The following is a 25,098-nucleotide window of genomic DNA, read 5'->3' as shown; positions in this document are numbered from 1 at the left end:
GGTTACATAGCTGTAACTCGACAATTCTCCTGTAGAAAATGATACTACAAAATCGTAGTAAAGTCAACGCATTCTGAAAATTGTAACCGTTTTTTGGCGAACTTGTACTCAAATAATTAAAGAGTTGTCACATTTGTTTTTAGAATTAACAATCCTTGTAAAGATTTCGCCAAATTTCCTCAAAGGCATTAAAAATGCGTTTTTATTCCGTTCGAGAAATATTCGATTTATTACAGAGCCGTAAATTCTTGAATAAATATTCCCGTTTTTTGTGCGGTTTATACCGCTTTTTCAAAATTGGAATTTACATTTTATGCACATTCAGGAGAATATTTTTAATTTGATAAAGCTGCTGCGAGAGGTCGACGTAGTAGTCGTGCGGATTCTCAAAGCGCTTTACCTCGTCCCAGAGAAGGTCAATCTGGCCGCGGCAGTAGTCTGCGATTTCCTGAATTGAAGGAGATTCATAGACGCACTCGCCGTCTTTGAAAATCGGCACAAGCAGCTCCTTTGCCGTAAAGTCGGTCAGGGTCTTGGTTTTCCAAGTAGCGTTGGGGTCAAATATTGTGTGGGGCTTGGTATCGTCGACAACCTCGTCATAAACGCAGAGCTCGTCGGCGAGAGCCTTGCCGCTCTCGTTGTCGTAGTAGCGGTAGACCTTCTTGAAATGCGGGTTTGTGATCTTGGCGGCATTCTCGCTGACCTTGATTTTCGGTTCGATATCTCCCTCGGCGTTCTCGACCGCGACGAGCTTGTAAACTCCGCCGAAAACGGGCGATGAGGAAGATGTGATAAGCCGTTCTCCGACTCCGAAGGTGTCGACCTGAGCGCCCTGCATCATCAGGTCGCGTATGAGCTTCTCGTCGAGAGCGTTCGACGCGGTGATTTTACACTCTGTCAGACCCGCGTCGTCGAGCATTTTGCGCGCCTTTTTCGAGAGGTATGAAATATCGCCCGAGTCAAGGCGTATCGCGCACTTTGTTCTGCCCTGAGGGAGCAGAACCTCCTTGAATACCTTTATCGCGTTGGGAATGCCGCTGCGAAGAGTGTTGTAGGTGTCGACGAGCAGGGTCGGATTGTCGGGGTAGAGCTCGCAGTAGGCGCGGAAGGCTTCGTATTCGCTGTCGAACATCTGAACCCACGAATGCGCCATTGTGCCGCCCGCGGGAACTCCGTAAAGCTCGTCGGTGAGGGTGCAAGCGGTACCTGCGCAGCCGCCGATATACGCGGCTCTCGCTCCGAGAACAGCGCCCGATTCACCCTGTGCGCGGCGTGAGCCGAACTCGAGCACGGCTCTGCCCTGAGCGGCGCGGACAATTCGGTTTGCCTTTGTCGCGATCAGCGTCTGGTGATTGAGCGAGAGAAGGACGTATGTTTCGATTATCTGAGCCTCGATCGCGGGTGCGCGTACTGTGAGAATCGGTTCGTTCGGGAAAACGGGAGTTCCCTCGGGAACAGCCCAGATGTCGCCCGTAAAGCGGAAGTCCTTGAGATAATCGAGAAACTCCTCGTCAAAAATGCCCTTGGAGCGGAAGTAGGCGATATCGTCGTCGTCAAAGTGCAGCTCCTTGATGTAGTCTATAACCTGCTCAAGACCCGCGGCGATCGCAAAACCGCCGTTGTCGGGTACCTTGCGGTAAAAAACGTCGAAGTACACCTTGCGCTTGTAAAAATCGTATTTGAAGTAGCCGTTGGACATGGTGAATTCATAGAAATCACAAAGCATCGCCAGATTTTCTTTTTTCATAGCCGTCTCCTTGACATATTATTAGTAATAATGATTTTGGCACTCTCAAATTGTATTTTATCAATCTGCGGCGGCTTTGTCAACGGTTTTAAACAAAAACAGGAGAGGTTTTAAGCCTCTCCCTTGGTATTTGTATAAAATTGTGCTCAGTGCGGATATTTCTGGAGCAGCTCCTTGAGGTCGTAAGGCGTCGCCTGATAGACAAAGTAGTTGAGCCAGTTGGTGTAGAGCAGGGTAGCGTTGCTGCGCCAGACCATCGGCGGCGTGAGCGACGCGTCGTCGTTCGGGAAGTAGTTGCAGGGTACGTTCGGGTTCAGTCCGCGGCTGACGTCGCGGTAATACTCGTTCGCGAGGGTTTCGCGGTCGTACTCGGCGTGTCCCGTGATGAACACCTGCCTGCCCGTTTTGTTGCAGATAACCGCGGGGCCTGCCTCGTCGCTTACGGCGAGAACCTCAAGCGCACTGCAGCGCTTCAAGTCCTCGAGCCTTACAGTAGTGTAGCGTGAGTGCGGGATCCGGAAGCTGTCGTCAAAGCCGAACATCAGGTGATGCGTCGGATTGAGCACTTTGTGGGTGTAGATGCCGCTGAGCTTTTCTTCGAGGGCGTATTTCTGAATACCGTAGTGGTAATACAGTCCCGCCTGAGCGCCCCAGCAGATGTGGAAGGTGGAGTAGACATTGTGTTTTGACCACTCCATAATCTCGCACAGCTCCTCCCAGTAGTCGACTTCTTCAAAAGGAATCTGTTCAACGGGTGCGCCCGTGATGATCAGTCCGTCGAAGGTGTCGTCCCTGACTTCCTCGAACGTCTTGTAGAAGGTCGTCAGGTGCTGCGGAGAGGTATTTTTCGAGGTGTGAGAAGCCATCTGCAGCAGCTCGATGTCAACCTGCAGCGGACTGTTTCCGAGCAGACGGAGAAGCTGGGTCTCAGTCGCGATTTTTGTGGGCATGAGGTTGAGAATCAAAATTTTCAGCGGACGGATATCCTGTCTGAGCGCCACTTCGTTCGGCATGACGAAAATATTCTCTGTTTCAAGTATTTTGATCGCGGGCAAATTGCTTTGAACCTTAATCGGCATAGCTCTCACTCCTTTCTGTTGGCAGTTGTTAGTGGTTAGGGTTTAGCGGTTAATCAAAACGTCGCGGACAAATAATACGAATCGGGTGCGGGCAGAGCCCGCCCGCAATTATTCATTATTATTTATTCACTATTCTTTATTCTTTAATACTGCTTGCCCCAGAATACCATGTGCTTGGCGGGCTTGCCGCAGCATACGCAGGTATCTGCGAGGTGCTCCTCCTCAAAGGGAATGCAGCGGCTCTTTACACCGCCTGTTTCGTCCTTGAGCTGATCCTCACAGGCGGAATCTCCGCACCACATTGCCTTGATGAAGCCCGGGTGGTTCTTCGCGGTGTCGATGAACTCCTCGTGGGTTCTCGCGACAAAGGTCTTTTCCTCGGTGTTCTTCGCAGCGCGGTCATACATATCCTTGTGGATAGTCTTGAGCAGGTTTTCGATGTATTCGCTCAGACCCTCGAGCGGAACAAACGCCTTTTCTCTGGTGTCGCGGCGGACTACGACGCACTGATTCTTCTCGATGTCCTTGGGACCGATCTCAACTCTGACGGGCACGCCCTTCATCTCGTACTCAGCGAACTTCCAGCCGGGAGCGTGATCGCTGTCGTCGAGCTTTACGCGGAACTTCTTTGAAAGCTCTGCCTTGAGCTCGTCAGCCTTCTCGAGAACGCCTTCCTTGTGCTGGGCGATCGGGATAAGCGCGACCTGAATGGGCGCTACCTTCGGCGGAAGCACAAGTCCGTCGTCGTCGCTGTGAACCATGATGAGCGCGCCGATCATGCGGGTCGAAACGCCCCATGAGGTCTGGTGCGGATAGTGCAGTTTGTTGTCCTTGCCGGTGTAGGTGATGCCGAAACTCTTAGCGAAGCCGTCGCCGAAGTAGTGAGAGGTGCCGCCCTGTAAAGCAACGCCGTTGTGCATCATCGGCTCGATTGTGTATGTCGCCTCAGCGCCGGCGAACTTCTCTTTCTCGGTTTTCTGACCGACGACAGCGGGGATTGCGAGGGTCTCGGCGTAGAAGTCGGTGTAGACCTTGAGCATTTTCAGGGTTTCCGCCTGAGCCTCCTCGGCGGTCGCGTGCATTGTATGACCCTCCTGCCAGAGAAACTCCGAGGTTCTCAGAAACGGGCGGGTCGTCTTTTCCCAGCGAACGACGCTGCACCACTGGTTGTAGAGCTTGGGCAGATCGCGGTAGGTCTTTATGATCTTCTTGTAGTGCTCGCAAAAGAGCGTTTCGGAGGTTGGACGTACAGCCAGACGCTCGGTGAGCTTTTCCTGACCGCCGATCGTAACCCACGCGCATTCGGGTGCGAAGCCCTCAACGTGGTCTTTCTCTCTCTGGAGAAGGCTTTCGGGAATGAACATCGGCATATATACGTTCTCGTGACCTGTTTCCTTGAAGCGTCTGTCCATATCTGCCTGCATAAGCTCCCAGAGAGCGTAGCCGTAGGGACGGATAACCATGCAGCCTTTAACGCCCGAATAATCGACCAGTTCAGCCTTTTTGACAATATCTGTGTACCATTTCGCAAAATCCTCGTCGCGGCTCGTAATAGCCTCGACCATTTTTTTATTTTCAGCCATATCTATTCCTCCGTTGTAGTTACATAACATTTCAATTATACAACAGTTTATCGGGTTTGACAAGGACTTTTTGCAAAGTGGGTTTTGCGGAAAACAAAAGGAGAGGCAGGAACGATCCAACCTCTCCGATTTTAATTCAGGTTAAGAAATCAAGCGGCGATTAAGCCTTGCCGACGGAACCGAAGAGCTCCATCTTCTCCTTAACGGTATCCTTGATAGCCTGGAAGCCGGGTGCGAGAAGCTTTCTGGGATCGAAACCCTTGCCCTGGAGATCCTTGCCTGCCTCGATGTACTCTCTTGTCGCCGCAGCGAAAGCGAGCTGGCACTCGGTGTTTACGTTGATCTTGGAAACGCCGAGGGAGATAGCCTTCTTGATCATGTCAGCGGGAATGCCTGTGCCGCCGTGGAGAACGAGGGGCATCTCGCCTGTGAGCTGCTGGATAGCGTCGAGAGTATCAAAGCTCAGACCTGCCCAGTTTTCGGGATACTTGCCGTGGATGTTGCCGATACCTGCCGCGAGCATGGTAACGCCGAGATCCGCGATCATCTTGCACTCTGCGGGATCCGCGCACTCGCCTGCGCCGATAACGCCGTCCTCTTCGCCGCCGATGGAGCCAACCTCAGCCTCGATGGAGAGACCGAGCTCCTCACAGGTAGCTACGAGTTCCTTTGTCTTTTCAACGTTCTCCTCGATCGGATAGTGGGAGCCGTCGAACATGATGGAGCTGAAGCCTGCCGCGATGCAAGCCTTTGCGCCTTCGTATGAGCCGTGGTCAAGGTGGAGAGCTACGGGAACGGTGATCTTGAGCTCCTCGAGCATACCGTTAACCATGCCGACTACGGTCTTGTAGCCGCACATATACTTTCCTGCGCCCTCGGAAACACCGAGGATAACGGGGGAGTTGAGCTCCTGAGCAGTCAGGAGGATCGCCTTTGTCCACTCAAGGTTGTTGATGTTGAACTGACCTACCGCGTAGTGACCTGCCTTTGCCTTTGTAAGCATTTCTTTTGCGTTTACTAATGGCATATTCATCTTCCTTTTTCTGAAAAATTTCAACAGCGGAACGTCTCCCACCGTCGAGTTACAATTATTATACTATAATTTATACCAAAAATAAAGTCATTTCAAGAAAAAAGGGAGAAAAAACTTATAAAATTTTATAATGCAGTCCCGATATGCCCGATTCCGTACCGTGAAAACGATTTTATGCTTCCGCCGCTTCCATAGTTCACCAAAATTTCACATTCAATCGCTTGCGTTCGGGCTTTTTAAGATGTATAATGTTATAGTAACAAAATAGAAATCAGGTGATTATACTATGGATTATAAACCCGAGAACGACTTCTACGGTAACGCTCCGCAGAAGCCTTTTACAGAGAAGAACGACTATTCACAGCCTGCTCAGCGGTATGTCCCGCAGCAGCAGGCGTTCACTCCGCAGCCCTCGAACCAACCGTTTGAGCCGCCTGTGCCGCCGCAGGATTTCAACCCCGAAAAGCCCCTGATGCCCAAAAAGCCTCAGCAAAATCAGCCTGTTGAGATTCCTGCGGTTGAGATGCCCCAGAGCGAGCAGTTCAATCCCGTGCAGCACACTGCGGTCTATCAGAACGGAGCGTTCGTCACTCCCGAGCCGCCGAGGTTCCCGCAGAATGCTTACGGTCAGCCTCAGCCGCCGTATCCGCCGCAGGGCTATTATCCGCAGCCGGTGCAGCAGAACATATATGCCCATCCCGAACAGCAGAACGTCTACGCTCAGCCCGAGCAGCAGAATGTTTACGCTCAGCCAAAGCCGCCCAAGCAGAAGTCCAACAAGGGACTTATCGCGGTTATCATTGTGCTCAGCGTGCTTCTCGCGGGCAGCCTTGCTGGAATTCTCGTCTACGTGCTCCACAACGGCAGCCAGCAGACGGCAAAAAACGACGACTCCGTGAACGGCTTCCACGAGTTCACCCTGCCAGACAACGGCAACGGCGGCGGATTCTTCCAGCAGGAGGCCACAGCTCCCGTGGTGAACGACCAGAGCGACTACAGCGACAAGATCATTCCCGACTACAGTGGAATGAAGCTCGAGAAGAAGCCCTCCGACGCCGAAAAGAACACCGAGTATGGCTCTGAGTACGCGTTCAAGAGCGTGTCCGAGTCCGTAGTCGGCATTATGGCGTATTCCGACAAGGACAAGACGCAGCTCAAGTCACAGGGCAGCGGCATTATCATCTCCCAGGGCGGCTATCTGATCACGAACGCCCATGTTATCGGCAACAGCAAGACAGCCTACGCGATCAGCGTTATCACCTCTGACGGCAAGGAATACAACGCGGGCGTTGTCGGCTTTGACAGCCGCACCGACCTCGCGGTTCTCAAGATGGACGACGCCGAAAACCTCAAGCCCGCGACCTTCGGAGATTCGAGCGACCTCACTCTCGGCGAGGACGTCATCATCGTCGGCAATCCCGGCGGCATCAGCTACCAGAACTCAATGACAAAGGGCGTTGTATCCGCTCTTGACCGCGACGCCTCAAACAAGAGCATCGTCAAGTTTATCCAGACCGACGCGGCGATCAATCCCGGCAACTCCGGCGGCCCGGCGGTAAATATGTACGGTCAGGTCATCGGCGTTGCGAGCTCAAAAATCGCGGGCGTCGTCTACGAGGGCATGGGATTCTGCATTCCCACCGCGACCGTAAAGGAAATCGTAGACAGCCTCGTCAAAAACGGCTATGTCGAGGGCAGAGTCAAAATCGGCATCGTAGGCACCGCGGTAGACCTTGAGACCGCGACCTACAACAATGTTCCGCAGGGCATCTATGTCGATCAGGTTGACAAGGACGGCCCTTGCGGCGGCACAAAGCTCGCTGAGGGCGATATAGTCACCGCTCTTGACGGCGAGACGATTACCAACTTCTCGGAAATCTACAACGTGCTCGAGAAGCACAAGGACGGCGACAAGGTTACGCTGAAATACTATCAGGCGTCCACGGGCAAGGAAGTTGAGGAAGAAATCACCTTAGCGGCCGACAAATAATCAGCGATTGGTTTGGAAGGAGAATAATTATGATGACAGGACGATTTCGGGTGCGCTGTCCCGGGTGCGGCAACGTGACCGATATCAACACGGATATACCCTGTCCGAAATGCGGAAATACGCTCGCTCCTATGGGAGCTGAGATCAAGCTGTACAGAATGGGCAGCCCTATCGGAGTGGCGATCGGCTTCGGCGTTTACATCGACGGTCAGCCCTGCGGCCATATCGGCAACAAGGAAACCGTTTCCTACTCCGTACCCTTCGGCACGCACAATGTACGTATGACCGCGGGCATGAGCCGCAAGTGCGTCGACATGACGCTTACGCTTACTCCTCAGGCTCCGGTGGGATATCTCAAGGCGCACATTAAGCCCGGTTTCATCTCGAATACCGTTGTTATCGAGCCCGCGATGCCGCAGGATATGCCCGTATAAAATTTAAAACAATTAAGCCTTCCGCAGAGTCGCGTGACCATGCGGAAGGCTTTTATTATTCTTCAAAGTCCCAGTCGGGAATGTATTCGGTGCTCGCTGCGGACAGATCCTGGGTGAAGCCGTCGATGTTGTTCTGGAAAAGCGCTGCCTTCACCTTGTCGTACTCGCGCTGTGTGATTTTGCGTCCGAGCTTAGGGTGGCGTTTTGCCTCGCCCCAGGGCACGTACTGGCACATCAGGCTGACGAGGATTTCATCGCCGAAGGTACGCTTGAGCAGCTCGAGGGCGGCAATACTCTGCCTTGTGTGCGCGGGCAGGATCAGGTGGCGGACAATTACGCCCTTCTGAATCATGCCTTCGTCGTCGAACTTCGGCTTGCCGACCTGAAAGAGCATTTCCGCAATCGACGAGATCGCGGTCTCAACGTAATTCGGAGTGTGCGAGAACTTCTCGGCGAGCTTGTTGTCGCTGTATTTGAAATCGGGCAGGTAAACGTCCACCAGACCGTTCAGCAAAGTGAGTATTTTCGGCGAGGTGTAGCCCGAGCAGTTGTAGACGATCGGAATATTCGGGCGGTATATGCTCAGACTCTCGGCGACAGCCTCGGCAAAGTGGTCGGCGGTCACGAGGTTGATGTTGTGAACGCCGCTTTCCTCGAGCATTCTGTAGCATTCCGCCAGCTGTTTCGGCGTGAGCGTCGTGCCCCTGTTTTTGACGGAAATTTCGTAGTTCTGGCAGTACATGCAGTGCATGGTGCAGCCCGAAAAGAACACGGTGCCGCTGCCGTTTTTGCCGCTGATGCACGGCTCCTCGCCAAAGTGCGGTGCGACCCGCGCCACAACGGGCAGGGTACCCATACCGCAAAAGCCCTTTCCTACATGCTCTGTGCGGAGCGCGTTGCATTTTCTGGGACAAAGATTACATAACATTTTACATCACCGCTTTCAGTATATCACAGTTTTCGGCTAAATGCAAAAGTCTGTAAGAAAATCTTCTAAAATATCTCCGAGGTGGCAGATTTCCAAATTATTTTCGTTGCACAGTCCGACGAGCGCTTCCATTGCCGCTCTGTCTGCCGTGACGCAGTCGTAACGCAGACTTCTTTTGCCGCTTTGAGCCTCAATCCCGTAGCGGCATTCGCAGTCCTCGCTTTCAGTCATTTTATAGCTGGCCATTGTTCTCCTAAAAGTGAAATAACTTCACACAGAATAATATCATTTCATCAGTTCCGTGTCAATAATATTTACAAAAGTTTTACCGTTGATTGCTCGGCGCTGGTTTTCGTTTGCTGAAAATGCGGCGGCAGGCGGAAAATTTCACTTGTCATGCGGCTGAAAAGAGTGTATAATACCGATAGGCTATGCCTGCGTGTTTACGTTGAACGCGTCCCGTGCCAACGCGGCAGCACGGGGAAAAATACCCGCATACACTGCTGATTTTCGTGTCTGTAAGCGGCGTGAGCGGAGAACAACGGGAGGTTTCTTTATGATCAAAGTCGAGAACCTAAGAAAAGAATTCAAAAAAACTATTAAGGAACCGGGTCTGAAGGGCAGCTTCAAGTCGCTTTTCAAGCCCAAAACCGAGCGCGTCGTGGCGGTTGATGACATCAGCTTTGAGGTGCCCAAGGGCGAGATCCTCGGATTTATCGGCCCCAACGGCGCCGGCAAGAGCACTGTCATCAAGATGCTCACGGGTATTCTCACCCCGACCTCGGGCAGGTGCACCATCAACGGTAAAAATCCTACCGTAAACCGGAAGAGCTACGTAAAGGAAATCGGCGTGGTTTTCGGTCAGCGCACCCAGCTCTGGTGGGACCTGCCGCTGCGCGAGACATACGGCGTGCTCAAGGAAATTTACGAGGTTGACGAAAAGAGCTACAGGGAGCGAATGGCGTTTCTCAACGAAACGCTCGACCTTGAGAGCTTCATCTCAAGCCCCGTACGTACGCTTTCGCTCGGTCAGAGAATGCGAGCGGACATCGCAGCCTCTCTGCTGCACAGTCCGAAGGTGCTTTTCCTCGACGAGCCGACGATCGGTCTTGACGTTGTGGTAAAGGACAATATCCGCAGGGCGATTGAGCAGATCAACCGTCAGGAGCAGACGACGGTCATACTCACGACCCACGACCTCGCGGACATCGAGCTTCTAGCCGACCGCATCGTGATGATCGACAAGGGCAAGAACGTGTTCGACGGCTCTGTCGGCGAGCTAAAGACCCGCTACGGACAAATGCGCGAGCTTAATTTCGTCACCGATTCAACCGACCCCGAGAGCGCTCTGAGCTACCGCGAGCATTTCTCGCTCGACAGCGAGGACGTTTCGGTAAAGCGCGAGGGCTCGTCGGTAAAGGTGCGCTTCAACAGCGAGGCTGTGGCGGTATCGGACATTCTCGCTTACACTCTCGCGACCGTGCGCGTAAACGACATAAGCGTTAAGGACGCGGACATCGAGGAGATTATCCGCCGCCTCTACAAGCAGGGGGTGGACTGATGAAACGGGCTTTCAGGATTTATTTTCCGTTCATCAACGCGGGAATGCAGGAGACGGCTACCTACCGCGTAAACTGGATTTTCTATATACTCGGCAGCGTGCTCGGCTGCTTTGTGTCTTACTTTATCTGGCATGCGGTCTTTCTCTCGGGCGAGGGAGAAACAATGAACGGCTTCACATTGCCGCAGATGATTGTGTACATCTTCCTGATATTTCTGACTAGCACTATGATTGGCAGCGACGCCGCCTGGGCGGTGGGCGAGGAGGTTCGTGACGGCTCGATAGCCATGCGTCTGATCAAGCCTGTCAGCTACAATGCGACATTTCTCTTTCAGGAGCTGGGTAACAAGCTGCTGACCGAGATGTTTCTCGTCGTGCCTCTGATCGCGGGGCTCGAGATCGTAAGGACGATCCTCGTAGGCAGCCTGCAGTTCTCGGTAGTGAATCTCCTGATCTACCTGTGCAGCTGTGTGCTGGCGTATCTGATCAATTTCTTTTTCAACATCTGCTTCGGCTTCATCGCCTTCGTGATAAAGTATCTCTGGGGCGCGAATATGATGAAAAACTGCATTGTCGGCTTTCTCTCGGGCGCAATTATCCCGCTCTCGTTTCTGCCCGAAACGCTGGGTAGGATTTTCATGATACTGCCCTTCGCCTCACTGAACTACACGCCTGTTATGATTTACATGGGCGTTTACCAGGGTGCTGAGCTGCTCTATTTTCTCGGACTGCAGGTATTCTGGGCGCTGTTCTTCTGGGGACTGTCAAAGCTGCTCTGGGTCATCAGCGTCAAGCGTCTGAGCGTACAGGGAGGCTGAGCATGAAACAGATAAAACGTTTATTCCGTATCCACCGCATCTTCGTGGCTCAGGAGCTCAAGCGTATGATGGAGTACAAGGGCGACTTTATCGTCGGCGTCATCGGCTTTTTGATGGTTCAGTGCTCGAACCTGCTCTTTTTGTGGATCATATTCAACAACATTCCGAGCCTGATGGGCTGGAGCCTCAACGAGGTTGTGTTCATCTACGGCTTTTCGCTTATTCCCAAGGGTATCGATCACCTGTTTTTCGACAACCTCTGGGCAATCGGTCATTTCACTGTGCGAAAGGGTGACTTCGACAAGTACCTCACGCGGCCGGTCAATACTCTCGTTCACGTTATGTTCGAGAAGCTGCAGATCGACGCTCTCGGAGAGCTTGTAATGGGAATCGCGCTTGTGTGCGTATCACTGCCTCAGCTGAGCATTGAGTGGAGCGTGTTAAAGGTGCTGCTCGGGATTGCGGCGATACTTTTCGCGACCTTCATCTTCACGGGAATCAAGACGATCACCGCGGCAGTCGCCTTCTGGAGCAAGCGAAGCGGCAATATCATCTACATGGTGTATATGTTCAATGATTTCGCGAAGTACCCCGTTACGATCTACAACGAGTTCGTGAAAAATCTCATTACATATGTCATTCCGTTTGCCTTCACCGCCTATTATCCCGCTCTGTATCTGCTCACGGGCGAGAATCCTCTGTATAACGTCGGCATGACCGTGCTGCTGTCGGCGGCACTTATGTCGCTCGGAGTTTTCGTCTGGAACAGGGGTATCAGGGCGTATGAGAGCGCAGGCTCCTGATGTGCCGGAAACGCAAACTGTCATTATTCACAAAAACCTCTTGCAAAGTTTGTACTGCAAGAGGTTTTTATTTTCGATATTAGAAATATAATCCTGTGCATATTTGATAAAATGAATTTGTATTATGGGGCAAATATTGACATTTTCATTATTCCCCAATGGCAAGCACGTAAAATTTTCTTTTTACAGGAGTGATAACGGTGAAATTCAAAAAAACATTATCGTTGTTGCTGGCTTCCGTCCTGGTAATGGGCACGGCGACTGTCGCCGCAAACGCAGTGGTTGACGACGACTCCGTCGGTGCGTATTCAAATCAGAATTACCTCGAGACCCAGGCAAGCGCGGCTTACAACACAAACGATCTCGGCAGTACATATTCGCCGGGTTCGACCACCTTCAAGACTTGGTCTCCGGACGCGAGTGCTGTTAAGGTTAAGCTCTACAAAACAGGCTCCGACGGCGAAGCCGGTGCGGGAGTTATCGGCGAGTACGCGATGACCAAGAACAGCTCCACCGGTATCTGGAGCTACACACTCAGCGGCGATCACAAGAACGAGTACTACACCTATATTGTATCGGTCAACGGCGCGACCAACGAGACTCAGGACTGCTACGCAAAGGCTGTCGGCGTTAACGGCAACCGCTCCATGATCGTCGACCTCGATTCGACCGACCCCGAAGGCTGGGACAGCGACAAGCACGTCGTATTCCAGAACGCCGGCGAGGCGGTTGTATGGGAGGTTCATGTACGCGACTTCTCCGTTGCCGAGAACTCTGGCGTAAGCTCAGAGAACCGCGGCAAGTATCTCGCCTTCACCGAGGGCGGCACAACCCTCAACGGACAGGCGGGCGAGATCTCCACAGGTATCGACTACCTCGTTGAGCAGGGCATCAACTGCGTACAGCTCATGCCCGTATACGACTTCCAGTCTGTTGACGAGAGCATTCCTTCCTCCTCAACAAACCGCAACTGGGGATACGATCCTCAGAACTACAACGTTCCCGAGGGTTCATATTCATCGAACCCCTTCGACGGCAACGTCAGAATCACCGAGTTCAAGCAGATGATTCAGGCGCTCCATGACAGGGGCATCTCCGTTGTAATGGACGTTGTTTACAACCACACCTTCAACCTTGCTTCTCCGCTTGAAAAGACAGCGCCGAAGTATTACTACAGAATGTCGGGCGGCACCTATTCCAACGGCTCAGGCTGCGGTAACGAGACTGCTTCCGACAAGAGAATGTACAGAAAGTACATGATCGACTCCGTCAAGTACTGGGCGGAGGAATATCACATTGACGGCTTCCGTTTCGACCTCATGGGTCTGCACGACGTAACCACAATGAACGAGATCCGCTCGACCCTTGACGGTCTGGGCAGCGACGGCAGCAAGATCCTCATGTACGGCGAGCCTTGGACAGGCGGCACAACCCTCAACCCCGACCCGATCTACAGCTGGCAGGGTACAGGTATCTCCCGTCTTAACGCGCGCGTAGGCGCGTTCGGCGACCAGTACCGCGATGCTATCAAGGGCGACACCGACGGCATCGGCAAGGGCTTTGTACAGGGCAACACCTCCGACAATACCGGCAACATCGTTCTCGGCGTTCAGGGTCAGCCTTACAAGGCTACCGCTCCCAAGGGTCCCGCTCAGGCGATCTCATACGCCGACGCGCACGATAACCTCATCATGTGGGATAAGATCGTAAAGAGTAACGGCGGTTCCGACTACACCGGCACCAATGCAAACTATCAAAGACAGATGAAGGAGATCTATACACTCCTGCTCACCTCTCAGGGTATTCCGTTCATGACGGCGGGCTCCGAGTTCGGCCGTACCAAGAAGGGAGATCACAACTCCTACAAATCCTCCGACTCCATCAACGCTATCGACTGGAACCGCGTTAAGCAGATGTCGGGTCTGGCTTCCTACTACAAGGGCTTGCTCCAGATTCGCAAGAACTATACTCCGCTCCACAGCTCGGCTATCATCAAGCCCTCGTTCCAGTCAAACTACGGAGACGTTGTCGCTTACACCTACACCAACACCAAGGCTGCCGAGTGGAAGTATCTCGCGGTTCTCGTAAACGGCGGCTCGCAGGCTTATTCGATAAATCTGCCTACCTCCAACTGGACGATCGTTGCCTCCACCGACGGCGGCGCAGGTCTCAAGAGCCTTGGCACCGTTTCGGGCAGCAGCGTAAGCGTACCCGCTAAGGGCTCGCTCGTTCTCACCGACACAGGCAACTTCAATAACCTTGGCGTAACCGAGAGCTTCGGCACACTCACGATAAACCATGTCACCGACAGCGGCACGGTTCTCAAGACCCAGACCGCCAAGTACAGAGAGGGCAGCACCTACCGTGCTTATCCCGACAGCAGCATTCTCTATGACTACGAGCTCGTCAGAACAGAGGGCGAGACAACCGGCACCGTAGCGGCTAACGGCAGCTACACCGTTACCTTCGTCTACAAGAACTCCGGAGTCGGCTCGGGATATGTAACTGCTTCCTATGTCGACCAGAGCGGAAAGAGCCTCAAGGACGACTACAAAGTACGCTTCAAGGAAGGCGAATCCTACAGCTTTACCGCTCCCGAGATTCAGGGCTATCAGCTCGACACATCCAAGTTCCCGGCAAAGACCAGCGGTACCTTCTCGGGCGATGTTACTCTCAAATTTGTATACAAGCCCCTTGAAAACACCCAGTCGGTTGTACACTGGAACAACACAAAGGGCTGGAGCAGCGTCCGCTGCTACGCGTACTACACCGACGGCGCGACCACCGTTGAGCCGAACGGAAAGTGGGCGAGCGCTCCGATAATGACAAGCGACTCCTCTATGGGCGGCAAGTGGCTGACCTCAACCGTTAAGGCGCCAATGTCGCGCGTAATGTTCCACACCACTTCTGCTCAGGAACCCGGACAGGGGGAGGATGGTTATCTCGTAGCAGGCGAGGCATGGATCAACGGCGGCGTTGTATCGTTCAGCACCAAGATCATCACCAGCCACATCGACGCCGCTACAGGTCAGAAGCTCGCTGATGACGTAGTTGTAACCACCGACAAGGTCAAGTCCACCGAAACCTATACCACCCAGCCTCTCGCGGGCAGAAGCGATGTTGTTGTTCCCGCTAACGCAACAGGCAACTACAGCCCGGGCGTTATCAACGTAGTATATCTCTACACAGGCTCCGAGCCTCAGCCCACCACAGCGGCTCCCGAACCGACAACAACGGCTCCTCAGCCCACAACAGCAGCTCCCGAGCCGACAACAACGGCTCCTCAGCCCACAACCGTAACTCCCGAGCCCACAACTGAGCCCGGCCCCGGGAAGAGAATCCTTATCGGCGACGTGGACTTCGACGGCAAGATCAATGTTGTTGACGCTACCGAGATCCAGAAAATCGCGGCAGAGCTTTCAGTTCCGACCGCTCAGCAGAAGCTTGCAGGCGATGTTGACGGCAACGGCGTTGTAACCGTAGTTGACGCAACATATGTACAGAAATACGCGGCGTCTCTGCCCGATACGGCAAATGTCGGCAAGTACACCGACGACCCGACTCAGCCCACGGTTGCTCCCGAGCCTACCACAGCGGCTCCCGAGCCCACAACCGCAGCTCCCGAGCCTACCACAGCGGCTCCCGAGCCCACAACCGCAGCTCCCGAGCCCACCACAGAGGCTCCCGAGCCCACGACAGTACCTGAGCCCGAAAACGTCATTTACCTTGATCCTACCGCTACCATGAACGGACAGGAAGTCTGGTGGGCGTACACATGGACAGAAGGTCCGTCAGACGAGGAATGGATCGAAGGCGCTGACGAAGGCGGAACATGGAAATTTGACGGCGTTACCAATACGAACGTCATCTTCATCAGAATGGACGCTGAAAAATCCGCTCCTTCATGGGGCGGCAAATGGAACCAGACCGACGACCTGATGGTTACACTCGGCGGAACCTATGTCACATCAGGCTGGGGTTCCGGCTGGGGCGCTAACCTCGAGGGCTTCTGGGCATAAGCTCTCTGCTTCAAAATTTAATACCAAATAGCAACCGCGGCAGTCTCGAAAGAGGCTGCCGCTTTTTCTTATGTCAGAATAAAAAATTTTTTGAATTGCATAGTTTTATGCAATTTTTTTCTTTTTTGAGGGGTAGGTGAAAGGCAGACTTGCCTTTCGAAAATCTATTGGAGGTGACGGTTATCAAAAACAAGCTGACCGCTCGGGAGAGGGAGTTTTGCCTGAGCTTTATGCAGTCGGGCGACGCGCAGCTCTCGGCACGGCGCGCGGGTTTCCGCAATCCCGATTCCGAGGGAGAGAGGCTCCTGTGCAATGAAAAAATCTGCGCGGAGCTTGAGCGTCTTTCGGAACTGCGCGGCAGACTGCTTACTGCGTTGTCGGTGATCGGCTATCAGCGGCTTGCCTTCGGCAGCGCGGCTGACGCGGCGTCTCTGTTGTTCGAGGAAAACCCGAGCCGAGAGACTCTCGGAAAGATGGATCTGTTCCTCGTGTCCGAGATAAGACGCCCGAAGGACGGCGCAATGGAAATCAAGTTCTTCGACCGCGCGAGGGCGCTTGAGAAGCTCGCTTCACTCAGTATGGAGCGCGAAAGCTCAGGCAGTCTGTACGACGCGATTGGCAGCGTAGCCGAGAGAAGTGAGGGCGATGATTAAAACATTTTCGCAAAAGCAGCGCAAAGTACTGAGCTGGTGGCACCGCAAGTCGCGCGACTTTGACCGCGACGCGATTATTTGCGACGGCTCTGTGCGGAGCGGAAAGACCTTCTGTATGTCGCTGTCGTTTGTCATCTGGAGCTTCTACTTCGGCGGCAACGGAGACTTCGCGATATGCGGCAAGACAATTCGCTCGCTGCGGCGCAACATGATTACGCCGATAACGGCGCTGCTGCAATCTCTCGGCTTTTCGTGCGAGGAGAAGCTCAGCCAGAACCTTTTGCTCGTGACCTACCGCGGCAGGACGAACCGATTCTATCTATTCGGAGGAAAGGACGAGGCGTCAGCCGCTCTGATTCAGGGAATGACGCTATCGGGAGTTTTGTTCGACGAGGTCGCGCTGATGCCGCGCTCGTTTGTGGAGCAGGCGCTCGCGCGCTGCTCAGTCGACGGCTCGCGGTTCTGGTTCAACTGCAATCCAGAGCACCCCGAGCACTGGTTCCATCTTGAGTGGATAAAAGGCGCGGAGCAGAAAAACGCTCTGTATCTCCACTTTACGATGGATGACAATCCGTCGCTGTCCGAGGAGGTCAAGCGCAGGTACGAGAGCCTGTATTCGGGTGTTTTCTATGAGCGCTTCGTCAAGGGAAAGTGGGTCGCCGTCCACGGCGCGGTCTATCCCTTTATGGCGGACGAGAAGTATTACTACGGTGTGCCGTCCGGAGATTTCGGCGAATACGCGGTCTCCTGCGACTACGGCACGGTCAATCCCGCTTCCTTCGGGCTATGGGGCAAGCGCGGAGATGTTTGGTACAGGATTGACGAGTACTACTTTGACTCGCGCACGGAGGGCTTTCAGAAAACCGACGAGGAGCACTACGCCGCACTTTGTGAGCTGGTCGGAGACAGGCGTATCCGCGCCGTCGCTGTCGACCCTTCGGCGGCGAGCTTCATCGAGGTTATCCGCAGGCACGGAGTCTTTCAGGTGGTGCCGGCGCAGAACAATGTTGTCAACGGTATCAGGCGCGTGTCGCAGGCGCTCAAGAGCGGCAGGATACGCATTTGCGACACCTGCAAGGCGGCGCGGCGGGAGTTTTCGCTCTACCGCTGGGATTGCGAACGCCACACTGACGCGCCCGTCAAGCAGAACGATCACGCGATGGACGACATACGTTACTTCGTGACAACATTAATGGACGGCGGCAGCTTCGTACCTGTGATTGCCGCCGCAAGATAGGAGGAAAACAATGTTTGGTAGAAAAAAGCAAGGCAGGGAGGTGAAGCGGGTCGCTCAGACGGTTCCGAAAAGTACCTGCGACAGCTCCTTGTTCAGCCTCTCGCGTTACGCGGCTCAGACGAGCGCGGAAAGACAGCTCTATTCGGCGCTCAGGGAGTCAGTGCCGATGATTGACGCGGCGCTGGGCAAGATTATCAGGCTTATCGGCGGTTTTCATATCCGCTCGGACAGCTCGGAGTGCGAGAGTCTGGCGCAGCATTTTGTCGAGGAGGTCAAGTCAAACGGCACCGACCAGGGACTGCACGGATTTATTTACACCTACCTCGACACTATGCTCACCTACGGCGAGGCGGTGGGTGAGATGATACCCTCGTCCGACGGACAGGGCGTCGCCGCGGTTTACAACGCACGGCTCGACGATGTGGAAATCCGCGCCGACGGTTCGCCGCTCAATCTGCTCGTGTGCAGGCGCGACGCAGGCGGCACCACTCCCGTGAAGTATCAGAATTTGGTGGTTGTGTCGCTGCTCAATCAGCGCGCCGGTACCGCCAGAGGAACTTCGCTTCTCAGAGGTCTGCCGTTTGTCAGCGGTATCCTGCTGCGGATTTTTGAGTCTGTAAAAAATAACTGGGAGAGGGTAGGCGACGTCCGCTTTGCCGTGACCTACAAGCCCGACAACGGAGTGTTCAGCGAGGAAAACGCCCAGCAGATCGCCGACGAGTGGCGCAAGGCCATGCGCAGCGACAGCGTGTGCGACTTCGTGTCTGTGGGAGATGTGAGCGTAAAGGTCATCGGCTCTGAGAATATCATGCCCGAGTGCGAGGTGCCCGTCAGGGCTCTGCTCGAGCAGATCACCTCAAAGCTCGGCATTCCGCCGTTTCTGCTTGGACTCTCGTGGTCGAGCACCGAGCGCATGAGCAGCCAGCAGGCGGATATCCTCACCAGCGAGCTCGAATATTACCGCGACACCCTCGAGCCTGTGATCAGGCGCATTGTGCGCACTCATCTGCAGCTTTGCGGCTGCAATACGCCGTTCCGCGTCGAGTGGGACGACATCAACCTTCAGGACGCGGTCGAGCTCTCGCAGGCAAGGCTTAACAACGCGCAGGCGCAGAAGCTCGAAAATGAAATCGGTTGGGAGGAAGAAGATGGATAACAAAATCACAAAGGCGGCCGCGGGCGGAGTCGCTTCCGACGCGGGCAGCGCGACGGCTGAGGAGCTGGAGCTGATAAATACCTACACCCGAAGGACGCTGACTGCGGGCGAGGTATACGTCTTTACCGTCGTGCTTTGTGACAACGACGTCGACCGCGACGGCGAGCGCTTTACCGTGGAATCGCTGTTCGCGCTCGAAAAGCTCTTTGTCGGCAAGACGGGCATTTTTGACCACGACCCCAGCGCCAAGAACCAGACCGCGAGAATCATCTCGTGCAAGGTGGAGAACGTCGCTTCGCGCACCACAGCGACGGGCGACGAATACTTCTGCCTCAAGGCGCGCGCCTATCTGCCGCGTACCGAGGGCAACTCTGAGCTGATTGCCGCTCTCGACAGCGGTATCGTCAAGGAGGTCAGCGTCGGCTGCGCGGTCGGTAAAATCCTCTGCAACGTCTGCGGCGAGGATATCGGCATGTGCCCGCACAGAAAGGGCGAAACCTACGGCGGAAAGCTCTGCTGCGGCGAGCTTACAGAGCCTTACGACGCATATGAATGGAGCTTTGTCGCGGTTCCCGCTCAGAAGAACGCGGGCGTGACAAAGACAGCTTACGGAAAGGAAATGGATATGGAAGGAATTATGAAAAAGCTCTCGCGCGGTCAGAGCGCAACCTTCAGCGACCGCGACTGCAAAAAGCTGCTCGAATACATCGACAGCCTCAAGCAGAGCGCCAAGGACGGCGTGTATTACCGCGACAGTCTGACCTCGGAGGTGCTGCGCCTTTCGGCGGCGGTACAGCCGGGTATTTCGCGCGAAACAATGGAGAGTGTGACAAAGGGTATGACGGTAGCGCAGCTCAAGGAGTTCAAAACCGCCTTTGAAAAGCAGCGCGCCGAGCTTATTCCCGTCGCTCCCCAGCTCTACACCGAGAAAAAGTCAACCAAGTCCGACGCTAACGGACAGTATCATATTTAACGGAGGTATTTGAAATGAATGTAAACTTTAAGGGCTTCAACGAAAACGTGCTCACCTTTATCGCGGCGTCAGCGCTCACCGAAACAGGCGTTCCCGTCAAGATGAGCGCCGACGGCACTGTTACCGTAAGCGGCAACGGCGACCCGTTCATCGGCATCTGCGTCGGTCTGAGAAACGGCTACGCCGCCGTTCAGGTCGCGGGCTATGCGGAATTCCCCGCGGCGGCAAAAATCACCGTCGGTTACCAGACTCTTGCCGCGAACAGCTCCGGCAAGGTAGCCGCGAACGCCAACGGCAGAGAGTATCTTGTCGTTGACGCGGACGCAACAAGAGTCGGAATCATTCTTTAATAAACAGGAGGTATTTTTATGGCAACTTTTGAAAATATTAACATTGAGAAGGGTATGTACCAGACCAAGGGCGGTCTTACCGAGGCACTCGAAAAGCTCGACCCCAGCGAGAACTACGTCGGCACCTCTCTTGAGGGACTTGACGCGTTCTCCCGTCAGCTCAAGCGCTACGACATCAGAGTCAGCGGCAGAGGCAGCGACTGTGTTGAGAAGTTCTTCCAGACCTCTAACTCCGCGGCGCTTTTCCCCGAGTATGTGAGCCGCGCGGTTCGTCAGGGTATGGAGAGAGCCGATATTCTCCCCAATCTCGTTGCAACCGTCACCGACATCGAGGGCATGGACTACAGAAGCATCGTGTCCGCTCCGACGGACGACGAGAAGAGCCTCAAGATTGTGGGCGAGGGCGCCGCGATTCCCCAGACTACCGTCAGAACCCGCGAGAACCTCGTCAAGCTCCACAAGAGAGGTAGAATGCTCGTCGCTTCCTACGAGGCTCTGCGCTTCCAGCGACTTGACCTCTTCACAGTCACTCTCAACCAGATCGGCGCGTATATTGCCCGCGCTCAGCTTCATGACGCTGTTGAGGTTCTGATCAACGGTGACGGCAACGGCAACGCCGCGTCGGTAATCACTCCTGCAACTGCGGGCACTCTGACCTACGGCGACATGGTCAAGCTGTGGGCGAACATGGCTCCCTACGAGCTCAACACCATTCTCGCGCCTACCGCAGAGATGCAGAAGATCCTCGCTCTTCCCCAGATGCAGGATTCACACGCGGGTCTTGACTTCCAGGGTACCGGCAAGATGATCACTCCCATGGGCGCTACCCTTCTGCACGTGCCCGAGATGGCTTCGGGCAGACTCATCGGTCTTGACAAGAACTGCGCGCTTGAGATGGTTCAGGCAGGCGGCGTTGTGACCGATTACGATAAGCTCATTGACCGTCAGCTCGAGCGCGCGGCAATCACCTGCACCGCAGGCTTCGCGAAAATCTTCACTGAGGCGAGCAAGATGCTCACTACATGATGAGGTGAGAATGTGAACATTGCAAATGTAGACGAGCGTTTTATGATGCTCTCGGGCGTAAAGCCTGACGAGATGTGCCGCTGGCGCGGACTTGTTGAGGACGCGCTCGCGTATATTGAGGCGCATTCCACGGTTGATTCACCCGACGAGGCGCAGACGGGAGCGCTTGAGTTTCTCGCCGCCGCCTATGCGTACAGGCTCTTTGAAATCTGCAATGCCGACAACCTCACTTCCTTTACCGCGGGTGACGTGAAAATCACGTCATCCGCCCGTGAGGGCGGCGCGGAGAAGCTGTGGCGCAGTCTGTGCAGCGAGTACTCGGGGCTGATTGACACAAAGGGCTTTATTTTCGGAAGGATTGTGATTTAATGAGTCTTATGGGCGCGGTGTCTAATTCCATCGCGAAATTCGGCGGCGACGTCGAAATTACTCAGGGCAGCTCCAGCGTGAGGACACGGGCAATCGTTGAGCCGCTTCGCTACAGAAACAAAATCTATATCGGCGGCGAGCAGCAAAGCCTCGGCGCTCTCAACCGCGAGAGGTACCTGTATATCGGACAGCCCGACGTACCGCTTCACGCCAACGCATCTGTAATAGAATCGGTAGGCGGAAAATATATTGTAAAAAGGTGCGAAACCTATTTTGTTCAGGACAGACCGGTTTATGTCTGGGCGATTATGGTGCCCTTCGGGGCAAGACGGGAGGACGACTATGACTCAGATTAACGAACAGGCGGACGGCATTGTGCTCGGACTCAAGGAGATACCCGCGCTGAGCGGAGTGCGCTTCGTCAGGGAGTATTCCGCCGAGCCGATTGAAACTCCCGTCAGCGGATTTATCGCGGCGGTCGGGGTCAACAGTGCCGAGCGCAAGAGCGCTTTCATCGGCGGCGACGCCACATCTTCGCTCAAGGGCGAGATGTACTCTGCCGCCGTTGAAATCAGGTTGTATTCTCCGAACGGCGGCAACGGCAGCGGTCTTTCGGAGCTCGCGGGAGAGATGCTCGCGGGTCTGAAAACCGCCGACACGGCGGGGATCGTTTCCGACGCGTCCGTATCCTCGATCGAGTTCGACACGGAGCTGAACACGATATTCCGCAGAATCGGCTTCCGCCTGGAATTCTGTCTGTGCGAGGAGGGTTCCGTATGAATGTGACCTATCTCAAGGGTAAGGACGTGACTGTCAGCGCGGACGGCGTCGTTGTCGGAGGCGTGCTGGCAGTCGAATGCGGTCAGAATAATACCGTTGAAAAAATCGAGGAATATCTGACCGACGTGCCCGTAGCGCAGTTTTCCAATGCCGCATATTATGTCAAGCTGCGGATGAGGCTTCAGCCGTATTCTTCCATCGGACTCAATCCGTCGGAGGTGTCGCTGACGTTCGGCAGCAGCCGCGTTGTTTACACTGACTGCTGCGTAGAAAATGTGAAATGTGAGATCCTGCCTGATTCGGCGGTGGAGTACACTATTATGATTTTGGCGGGAGAGAGGAGCGTGGAAAATGTCTGAGATCAACGAGCTTAATCTTTCGAAGCTGAGCGAGCTTCTTGAACAGGAGAGTCTGCGCTACAGCCGCAAGCTCGACGAAGAGGAAGAGGTGAGCGGCTCGTGAAACAGGTCCCGATGAAATTCAAGGGCTACAGCTGGCACCACAATCCGCGCGAGATTGTATTTGAGAATACAAAGCAGCTCAACGAAACGCTCGCTCCCTTTGACAAGAGCGTCGTTCAGAACACAGGCAGACACAATATGCGTATTTCAGGTGAGGGCGAGCTGTTCGGTGATGATTGCATTGAGCAGTTCAAGGAGCTGCTTGCGCTGTTCCGCGAGGGCGGCAGCGGAGTTCTGACTATCGCCGGTATGCCGTCCGTTTACGCGGAGTTTGAGAGTTTGAAGCTTGTCGGAAAACCTCGTCCCGACGTGCTGAGCTACAGCTTTGCTTTCCGCGAGCTGATGGAGGAGCGCGAAGATAAGCGGCGCGAAATAATCGCTGCCGAAAACGAAACTCTCTGGGATATTTCCTACCGCTTCGGAATCGATATCGACACTCTGGTGCGACTGAATCCGCAGGTGAAGCGACCCGATATTCTCACGGCGGGAGAGGTGGTCAGGCTTTGCTGAAATACATACTGACGCTTACGGACAAGAGCGAATTACCGCTCAACAGCGTGCTGTCCGCGCGTCTGGACAGCGAGCTTGACGTGCCTGCCGACAGCCTGAGCGTAACGGTTCCCTATTCGGACAGGTTGTGCAAAAACGCGGACATGCTCTCGGCTTATTCGGGTGACAGCCGCGTTTTTATCGGCCAGATAGACGAGAGCATCTCTGTCAGAGAAAGCGGAAAGCACCTGCTGCGCTTGAACGCACGCAGTCTTGCTGCCCGTCTGCTTGACAACGAGGCTGAGCCGCTTGTTTATGCAAATCCGTCGAATCAGATGATGCTCGACCGCCACCTCAAGCCGTTCGGGATCACCTCCTGCGAGGAAGAGCGGCATCCGCTCTACGACAGCCTTAAAATAGACAAGGGAATGTCGCACTGGCAGGTGCTCGAAAGCTACTGCGCCAAGCGCTACGGAGCGACGCCGCGGATTGCGGACACGAGGGCGTTTTTAAAGGGCTTTCGCGCACAGGGTGAGGTGGTATTAGGCACGGACGGAGTCCGTATCCTCGAGATGACGGACAGCCTTCGCAGGTACAAGCTTATTTCGGAGACGAGGGTACGGCTGAAGAACACGGGTGGCTACGATTCGCGCGTTGTAAATGACAATCCCGACGCTGCCGCGCTGACCCGCGTGCGCTATGTCAACGCCGTCGCCGATAACATAAGCCTTGACACCGCGCGCCGCATCATAGAGAAGGGTAACCGTGAATCAAGGCTTGTAAAAATCAAGTGCGCGGGTGACTTGACGGATATTCTCGGAAAATCCGCCGTGATAGACGGCGAAAAAGGCTTTTTGGCGGTCGGACTCAGCTATAGCTTGAGTGATAAGGGTGAGTTCACCGCCGTGAGCCTGAGAAAGGAGAGTTAATATGTGGCTGATGAGCTATATGACGAAAAATTCCATCGCTCCGCCGAACGCCGTAAAGGGCGATGTTCAGGGTAACGACGGCAGCTCCGTAGTGTCCTCGGGCGAGCACAAAAACCTTCCCATCTGCGCGCCGTACGGCGTGCTGAGCATTCCTCCTGCGGGAGAAAGGGCTGTTGTGCTGCCTCTCGACGACGGAGAGGTCAGTATCGGTGTGCTCGCCGCTGCGGAAAACCTCAGCGAGGGCGAAGTTATGCTGCGTTCGAGCGGCGGAGCTTCGATCGTACTCAAGAACGACGGCACGGTGCTGATTAACGGCAGGGTGATCGAATGAGAGATGTGAAGTGGGAGTACGGAGATATTGTCCTCGACAGCGCGGGCAGAGCAGAGCTGCTCTCGGAAAGCGACTCTGAGTTTCAGCGCGCGCTGATCCGCATGAGCGCCAAAAGGGGCTGCTTTATCTACGACAGGGAGCTCGGCGCGGACTGCGAAAATATATGGGGGGATACGCTCCTTAAGCAATACGACAGGGCGTTTTGTGAGGCGCTTGCACCCTGTGAAAACACCTCGGCGCGTGCGTTTATGGTTACGTATAACGGTGTGCGCGCGGAGATAAGCGTTAACGGAGAAACAAGGACAAAGGAGGTGCGTCACTACGGATAACTATGACGCGATATACAGCA

26 protein-coding genes are annotated in these 25,098 nt (G+C 54.5%); 20 read left to right on the top strand and 6 right to left on the bottom strand.

What is annotated here, in order from left to right; genetic code table 11:
- Nucleotides 1–304 precede the first annotated feature (304 nt).
- The 4 genes from AB1I49_RS10415 to fba form a co-directional block, all read right to left on the bottom strand.
- Nucleotides 305–1,747 carry a nicotinate phosphoribosyltransferase gene (locus AB1I49_RS10415; protein WP_186833969.1) on the bottom strand — a complete coding sequence of 481 codons (1,443 nt, stop codon included), beginning with the start codon at nt 1,745–1,747 and terminating at the stop codon, nt 305–307.
- 146 nt (nt 1,748–1,893) lie between these two features.
- The gene (gene metA, locus AB1I49_RS10410) at nt 1,894–2,826 is read right to left on the bottom strand and encodes a homoserine O-acetyltransferase MetA (protein ID WP_186833970.1); all 933 of its coding nucleotides are present in this window, start codon (nt 2,824–2,826) and stop codon (nt 1,894–1,896) included.
- A 143-nt stretch (nt 2,827–2,969) separates the two neighbouring features.
- Nucleotides 2,970–4,409: a proline--tRNA ligase gene (gene proS / locus AB1I49_RS10405; RefSeq protein WP_186833971.1), complete on the bottom strand. Its 1,440-nt coding sequence runs from the start codon at nt 4,407–4,409 to the stop codon at nt 2,970–2,972.
- A gap of 160 nt (nt 4,410–4,569) precedes the next feature.
- On the bottom strand, nt 4,570–5,436 hold the full coding sequence (fba, locus tag AB1I49_RS10400; protein ID WP_186833972.1) for a class II fructose-1,6-bisphosphate aldolase: 867 nt from the start codon (nt 5,434–5,436) through the stop codon (nt 4,570–4,572).
- Between the two features lie 292 nt (nt 5,437–5,728).
- Here fba and AB1I49_RS10395 point away from each other — a divergent pair, with 292 nt between their 5' ends.
- Both AB1I49_RS10395 and AB1I49_RS10390 read left to right on the top strand, forming a co-directional pair.
- Complete coding sequence (locus tag AB1I49_RS10395) at nt 5,729–7,432, top strand: S1C family serine protease (protein ID WP_407720938.1); 1,704 nt, start codon at nt 5,729–5,731, stop codon at nt 7,430–7,432.
- 29 nt (nt 7,433–7,461) lie between these two features.
- On the top strand, nt 7,462–7,866 hold the full coding sequence (locus AB1I49_RS10390; protein ID WP_186833974.1) for a hypothetical protein: 405 nt from the start codon (nt 7,462–7,464) through the stop codon (nt 7,864–7,866).
- Nucleotides 7,867–7,921: 55 nt separating this feature from the next.
- On the opposite strand, the gene AB1I49_RS10385 is transcribed toward AB1I49_RS10390, so the two are convergent.
- Nucleotides 7,922–8,794, bottom strand: coding sequence for a radical SAM protein (locus tag AB1I49_RS10385; protein ID WP_186833975.1), 873 nt, complete (start codon nt 8,792–8,794; stop codon nt 7,922–7,924).
- Nucleotides 8,795–8,830: 36 nt separating this feature from the next.
- Nucleotides 8,831–9,040, bottom strand: a complete 210-nt coding sequence (locus AB1I49_RS10380; protein ID WP_186833976.1) for a DUF6514 family protein — start codon at nt 9,038–9,040, stop codon at nt 8,831–8,833.
- A gap of 310 nt (nt 9,041–9,350) precedes the next feature.
- Between AB1I49_RS10380 and AB1I49_RS10375 the strand changes: the two genes are divergently transcribed.
- The 18 genes from AB1I49_RS10375 to AB1I49_RS10290 all read left to right on the top strand — a co-directional run bounded on the left by AB1I49_RS10375 (nt 9,351) and on the right by AB1I49_RS10290 (nt 25,078).
- Nucleotides 9,351–10,355 (top strand): ABC transporter ATP-binding protein, encoded by a 1,005-nt coding sequence (locus AB1I49_RS10375; RefSeq protein ID WP_407720936.1) that lies wholly within the window; start codon nt 9,351–9,353, stop codon nt 10,353–10,355.
- Nucleotides 10,355–11,173: an ABC transporter permease gene (locus AB1I49_RS10370; RefSeq protein WP_186833978.1), complete on the top strand. Its 819-nt coding sequence runs from the start codon at nt 10,355–10,357 to the stop codon at nt 11,171–11,173. Before AB1I49_RS10375 ends, AB1I49_RS10370 begins: the two co-directional genes overlap by 1 nt.
- A 2-nt stretch (nt 11,174–11,175) precedes the next feature.
- Complete coding sequence (locus tag AB1I49_RS10365) at nt 11,176–11,976, top strand: ABC transporter permease (protein ID WP_405318359.1); 801 nt, start codon at nt 11,176–11,178, stop codon at nt 11,974–11,976.
- Nucleotides 11,977–12,176: 200 nt separating this feature from the next.
- Nucleotides 12,177–15,995 carry a type I pullulanase gene (gene pulA / locus AB1I49_RS10360; RefSeq protein WP_407720934.1) on the top strand — a complete coding sequence of 1,273 codons (3,819 nt, stop codon included), beginning with the start codon at nt 12,177–12,179 and terminating at the stop codon, nt 15,993–15,995.
- Nucleotides 15,996–16,144: 149 nt separating this feature from the next.
- Complete coding sequence (locus AB1I49_RS10355) at nt 16,145–16,648, top strand: terminase small subunit (RefSeq protein WP_407720933.1); 504 nt, start codon at nt 16,145–16,147, stop codon at nt 16,646–16,648.
- Nucleotides 16,641–17,885 (top strand): PBSX family phage terminase large subunit, encoded by a 1,245-nt coding sequence (locus AB1I49_RS10350; RefSeq protein ID WP_407720932.1) that lies wholly within the window; start codon nt 16,641–16,643, stop codon nt 17,883–17,885. The genes AB1I49_RS10355 and AB1I49_RS10350 overlap by 8 nt, the downstream gene beginning before the upstream one ends.
- Nucleotides 17,886–17,895: 10 nt before the next feature.
- Entirely contained in the window at nt 17,896–19,041 is a 1,146-nt protein-coding gene (locus AB1I49_RS10345; protein ID WP_407720931.1) for a serine/threonine protein phosphatase, read from the top strand.
- Entirely contained in the window at nt 19,034–20,014 is a 981-nt protein-coding gene (locus tag AB1I49_RS10340) for a hypothetical protein (protein ID WP_407720930.1), read from the top strand. The genes AB1I49_RS10345 and AB1I49_RS10340 overlap by 8 nt, the downstream gene beginning before the upstream one ends.
- A 14-nt stretch (nt 20,015–20,028) precedes the next feature.
- Entirely contained in the window at nt 20,029–20,364 is a 336-nt protein-coding gene (locus AB1I49_RS10335; RefSeq protein WP_316612032.1) for a hypothetical protein, read from the top strand.
- A gap of 18 nt (nt 20,365–20,382) precedes the next feature.
- The gene (locus AB1I49_RS10330) at nt 20,383–21,390 is read left to right on the top strand and encodes a phage major capsid protein (RefSeq protein WP_407720928.1); all 1,008 of its coding nucleotides are present in this window, start codon (nt 20,383–20,385) and stop codon (nt 21,388–21,390) included.
- 12 nt (nt 21,391–21,402) lie between these two features.
- Nucleotides 21,403–21,759, top strand: a complete 357-nt coding sequence (locus tag AB1I49_RS10325) for a hypothetical protein (RefSeq protein ID WP_316610650.1) — start codon at nt 21,403–21,405, stop codon at nt 21,757–21,759.
- Nucleotides 21,759–22,115 (top strand): hypothetical protein, encoded by a 357-nt coding sequence (locus tag AB1I49_RS10320; protein ID WP_316610649.1) that lies wholly within the window; start codon nt 21,759–21,761, stop codon nt 22,113–22,115. The genes AB1I49_RS10325 and AB1I49_RS10320 overlap by 1 nt, the downstream gene beginning before the upstream one ends.
- Nucleotides 22,102–22,539, top strand: coding sequence for a hypothetical protein (locus tag AB1I49_RS10315; RefSeq protein ID WP_316610648.1), 438 nt, complete (start codon nt 22,102–22,104; stop codon nt 22,537–22,539). Before AB1I49_RS10320 ends, AB1I49_RS10315 begins: the two co-directional genes overlap by 14 nt.
- Nucleotides 22,536–22,898, top strand: coding sequence for a hypothetical protein (locus tag AB1I49_RS10310; protein ID WP_316610647.1), 363 nt, complete (start codon nt 22,536–22,538; stop codon nt 22,896–22,898). Before AB1I49_RS10315 ends, AB1I49_RS10310 begins: the two co-directional genes overlap by 4 nt.
- 99 nt (nt 22,899–22,997) lie before the next feature.
- Nucleotides 22,998–23,510, top strand: coding sequence for a LysM peptidoglycan-binding domain-containing protein (locus AB1I49_RS10305; RefSeq protein ID WP_405318337.1), 513 nt, complete (start codon nt 22,998–23,000; stop codon nt 23,508–23,510).
- A complete protein-coding gene (locus AB1I49_RS10300) occupies nt 23,504–24,418 on the top strand; it encodes a hypothetical protein (RefSeq protein WP_407720927.1) in 915 nt (304 codons plus the stop codon). The genes AB1I49_RS10305 and AB1I49_RS10300 overlap by 7 nt, the downstream gene beginning before the upstream one ends.
- 1 nt (nt 24,419) lies before the next feature.
- Nucleotides 24,420–24,749: a phage baseplate assembly protein gene (locus AB1I49_RS10295; RefSeq protein WP_316610644.1), complete on the top strand. Its 330-nt coding sequence runs from the start codon at nt 24,420–24,422 to the stop codon at nt 24,747–24,749.
- Nucleotides 24,746–25,078 carry a hypothetical protein gene (locus AB1I49_RS10290; protein WP_186833069.1) on the top strand — a complete coding sequence of 111 codons (333 nt, stop codon included), beginning with the start codon at nt 24,746–24,748 and terminating at the stop codon, nt 25,076–25,078. Before AB1I49_RS10295 ends, AB1I49_RS10290 begins: the two co-directional genes overlap by 4 nt.
- The last annotated feature ends 20 nt before the right edge of the window (nt 25,079–25,098 follow it).

Origin of the sequence: Ruminococcus sp. NATIVEDY160 (assembly GCF_045819885.1) — a bacterium.
GTDB lineage: Bacteria > Bacillota > Clostridia > Oscillospirales > Acutalibacteraceae > Ruminococcoides.
This window is presented reverse-complemented; position numbering and strand designations above follow the sequence as displayed.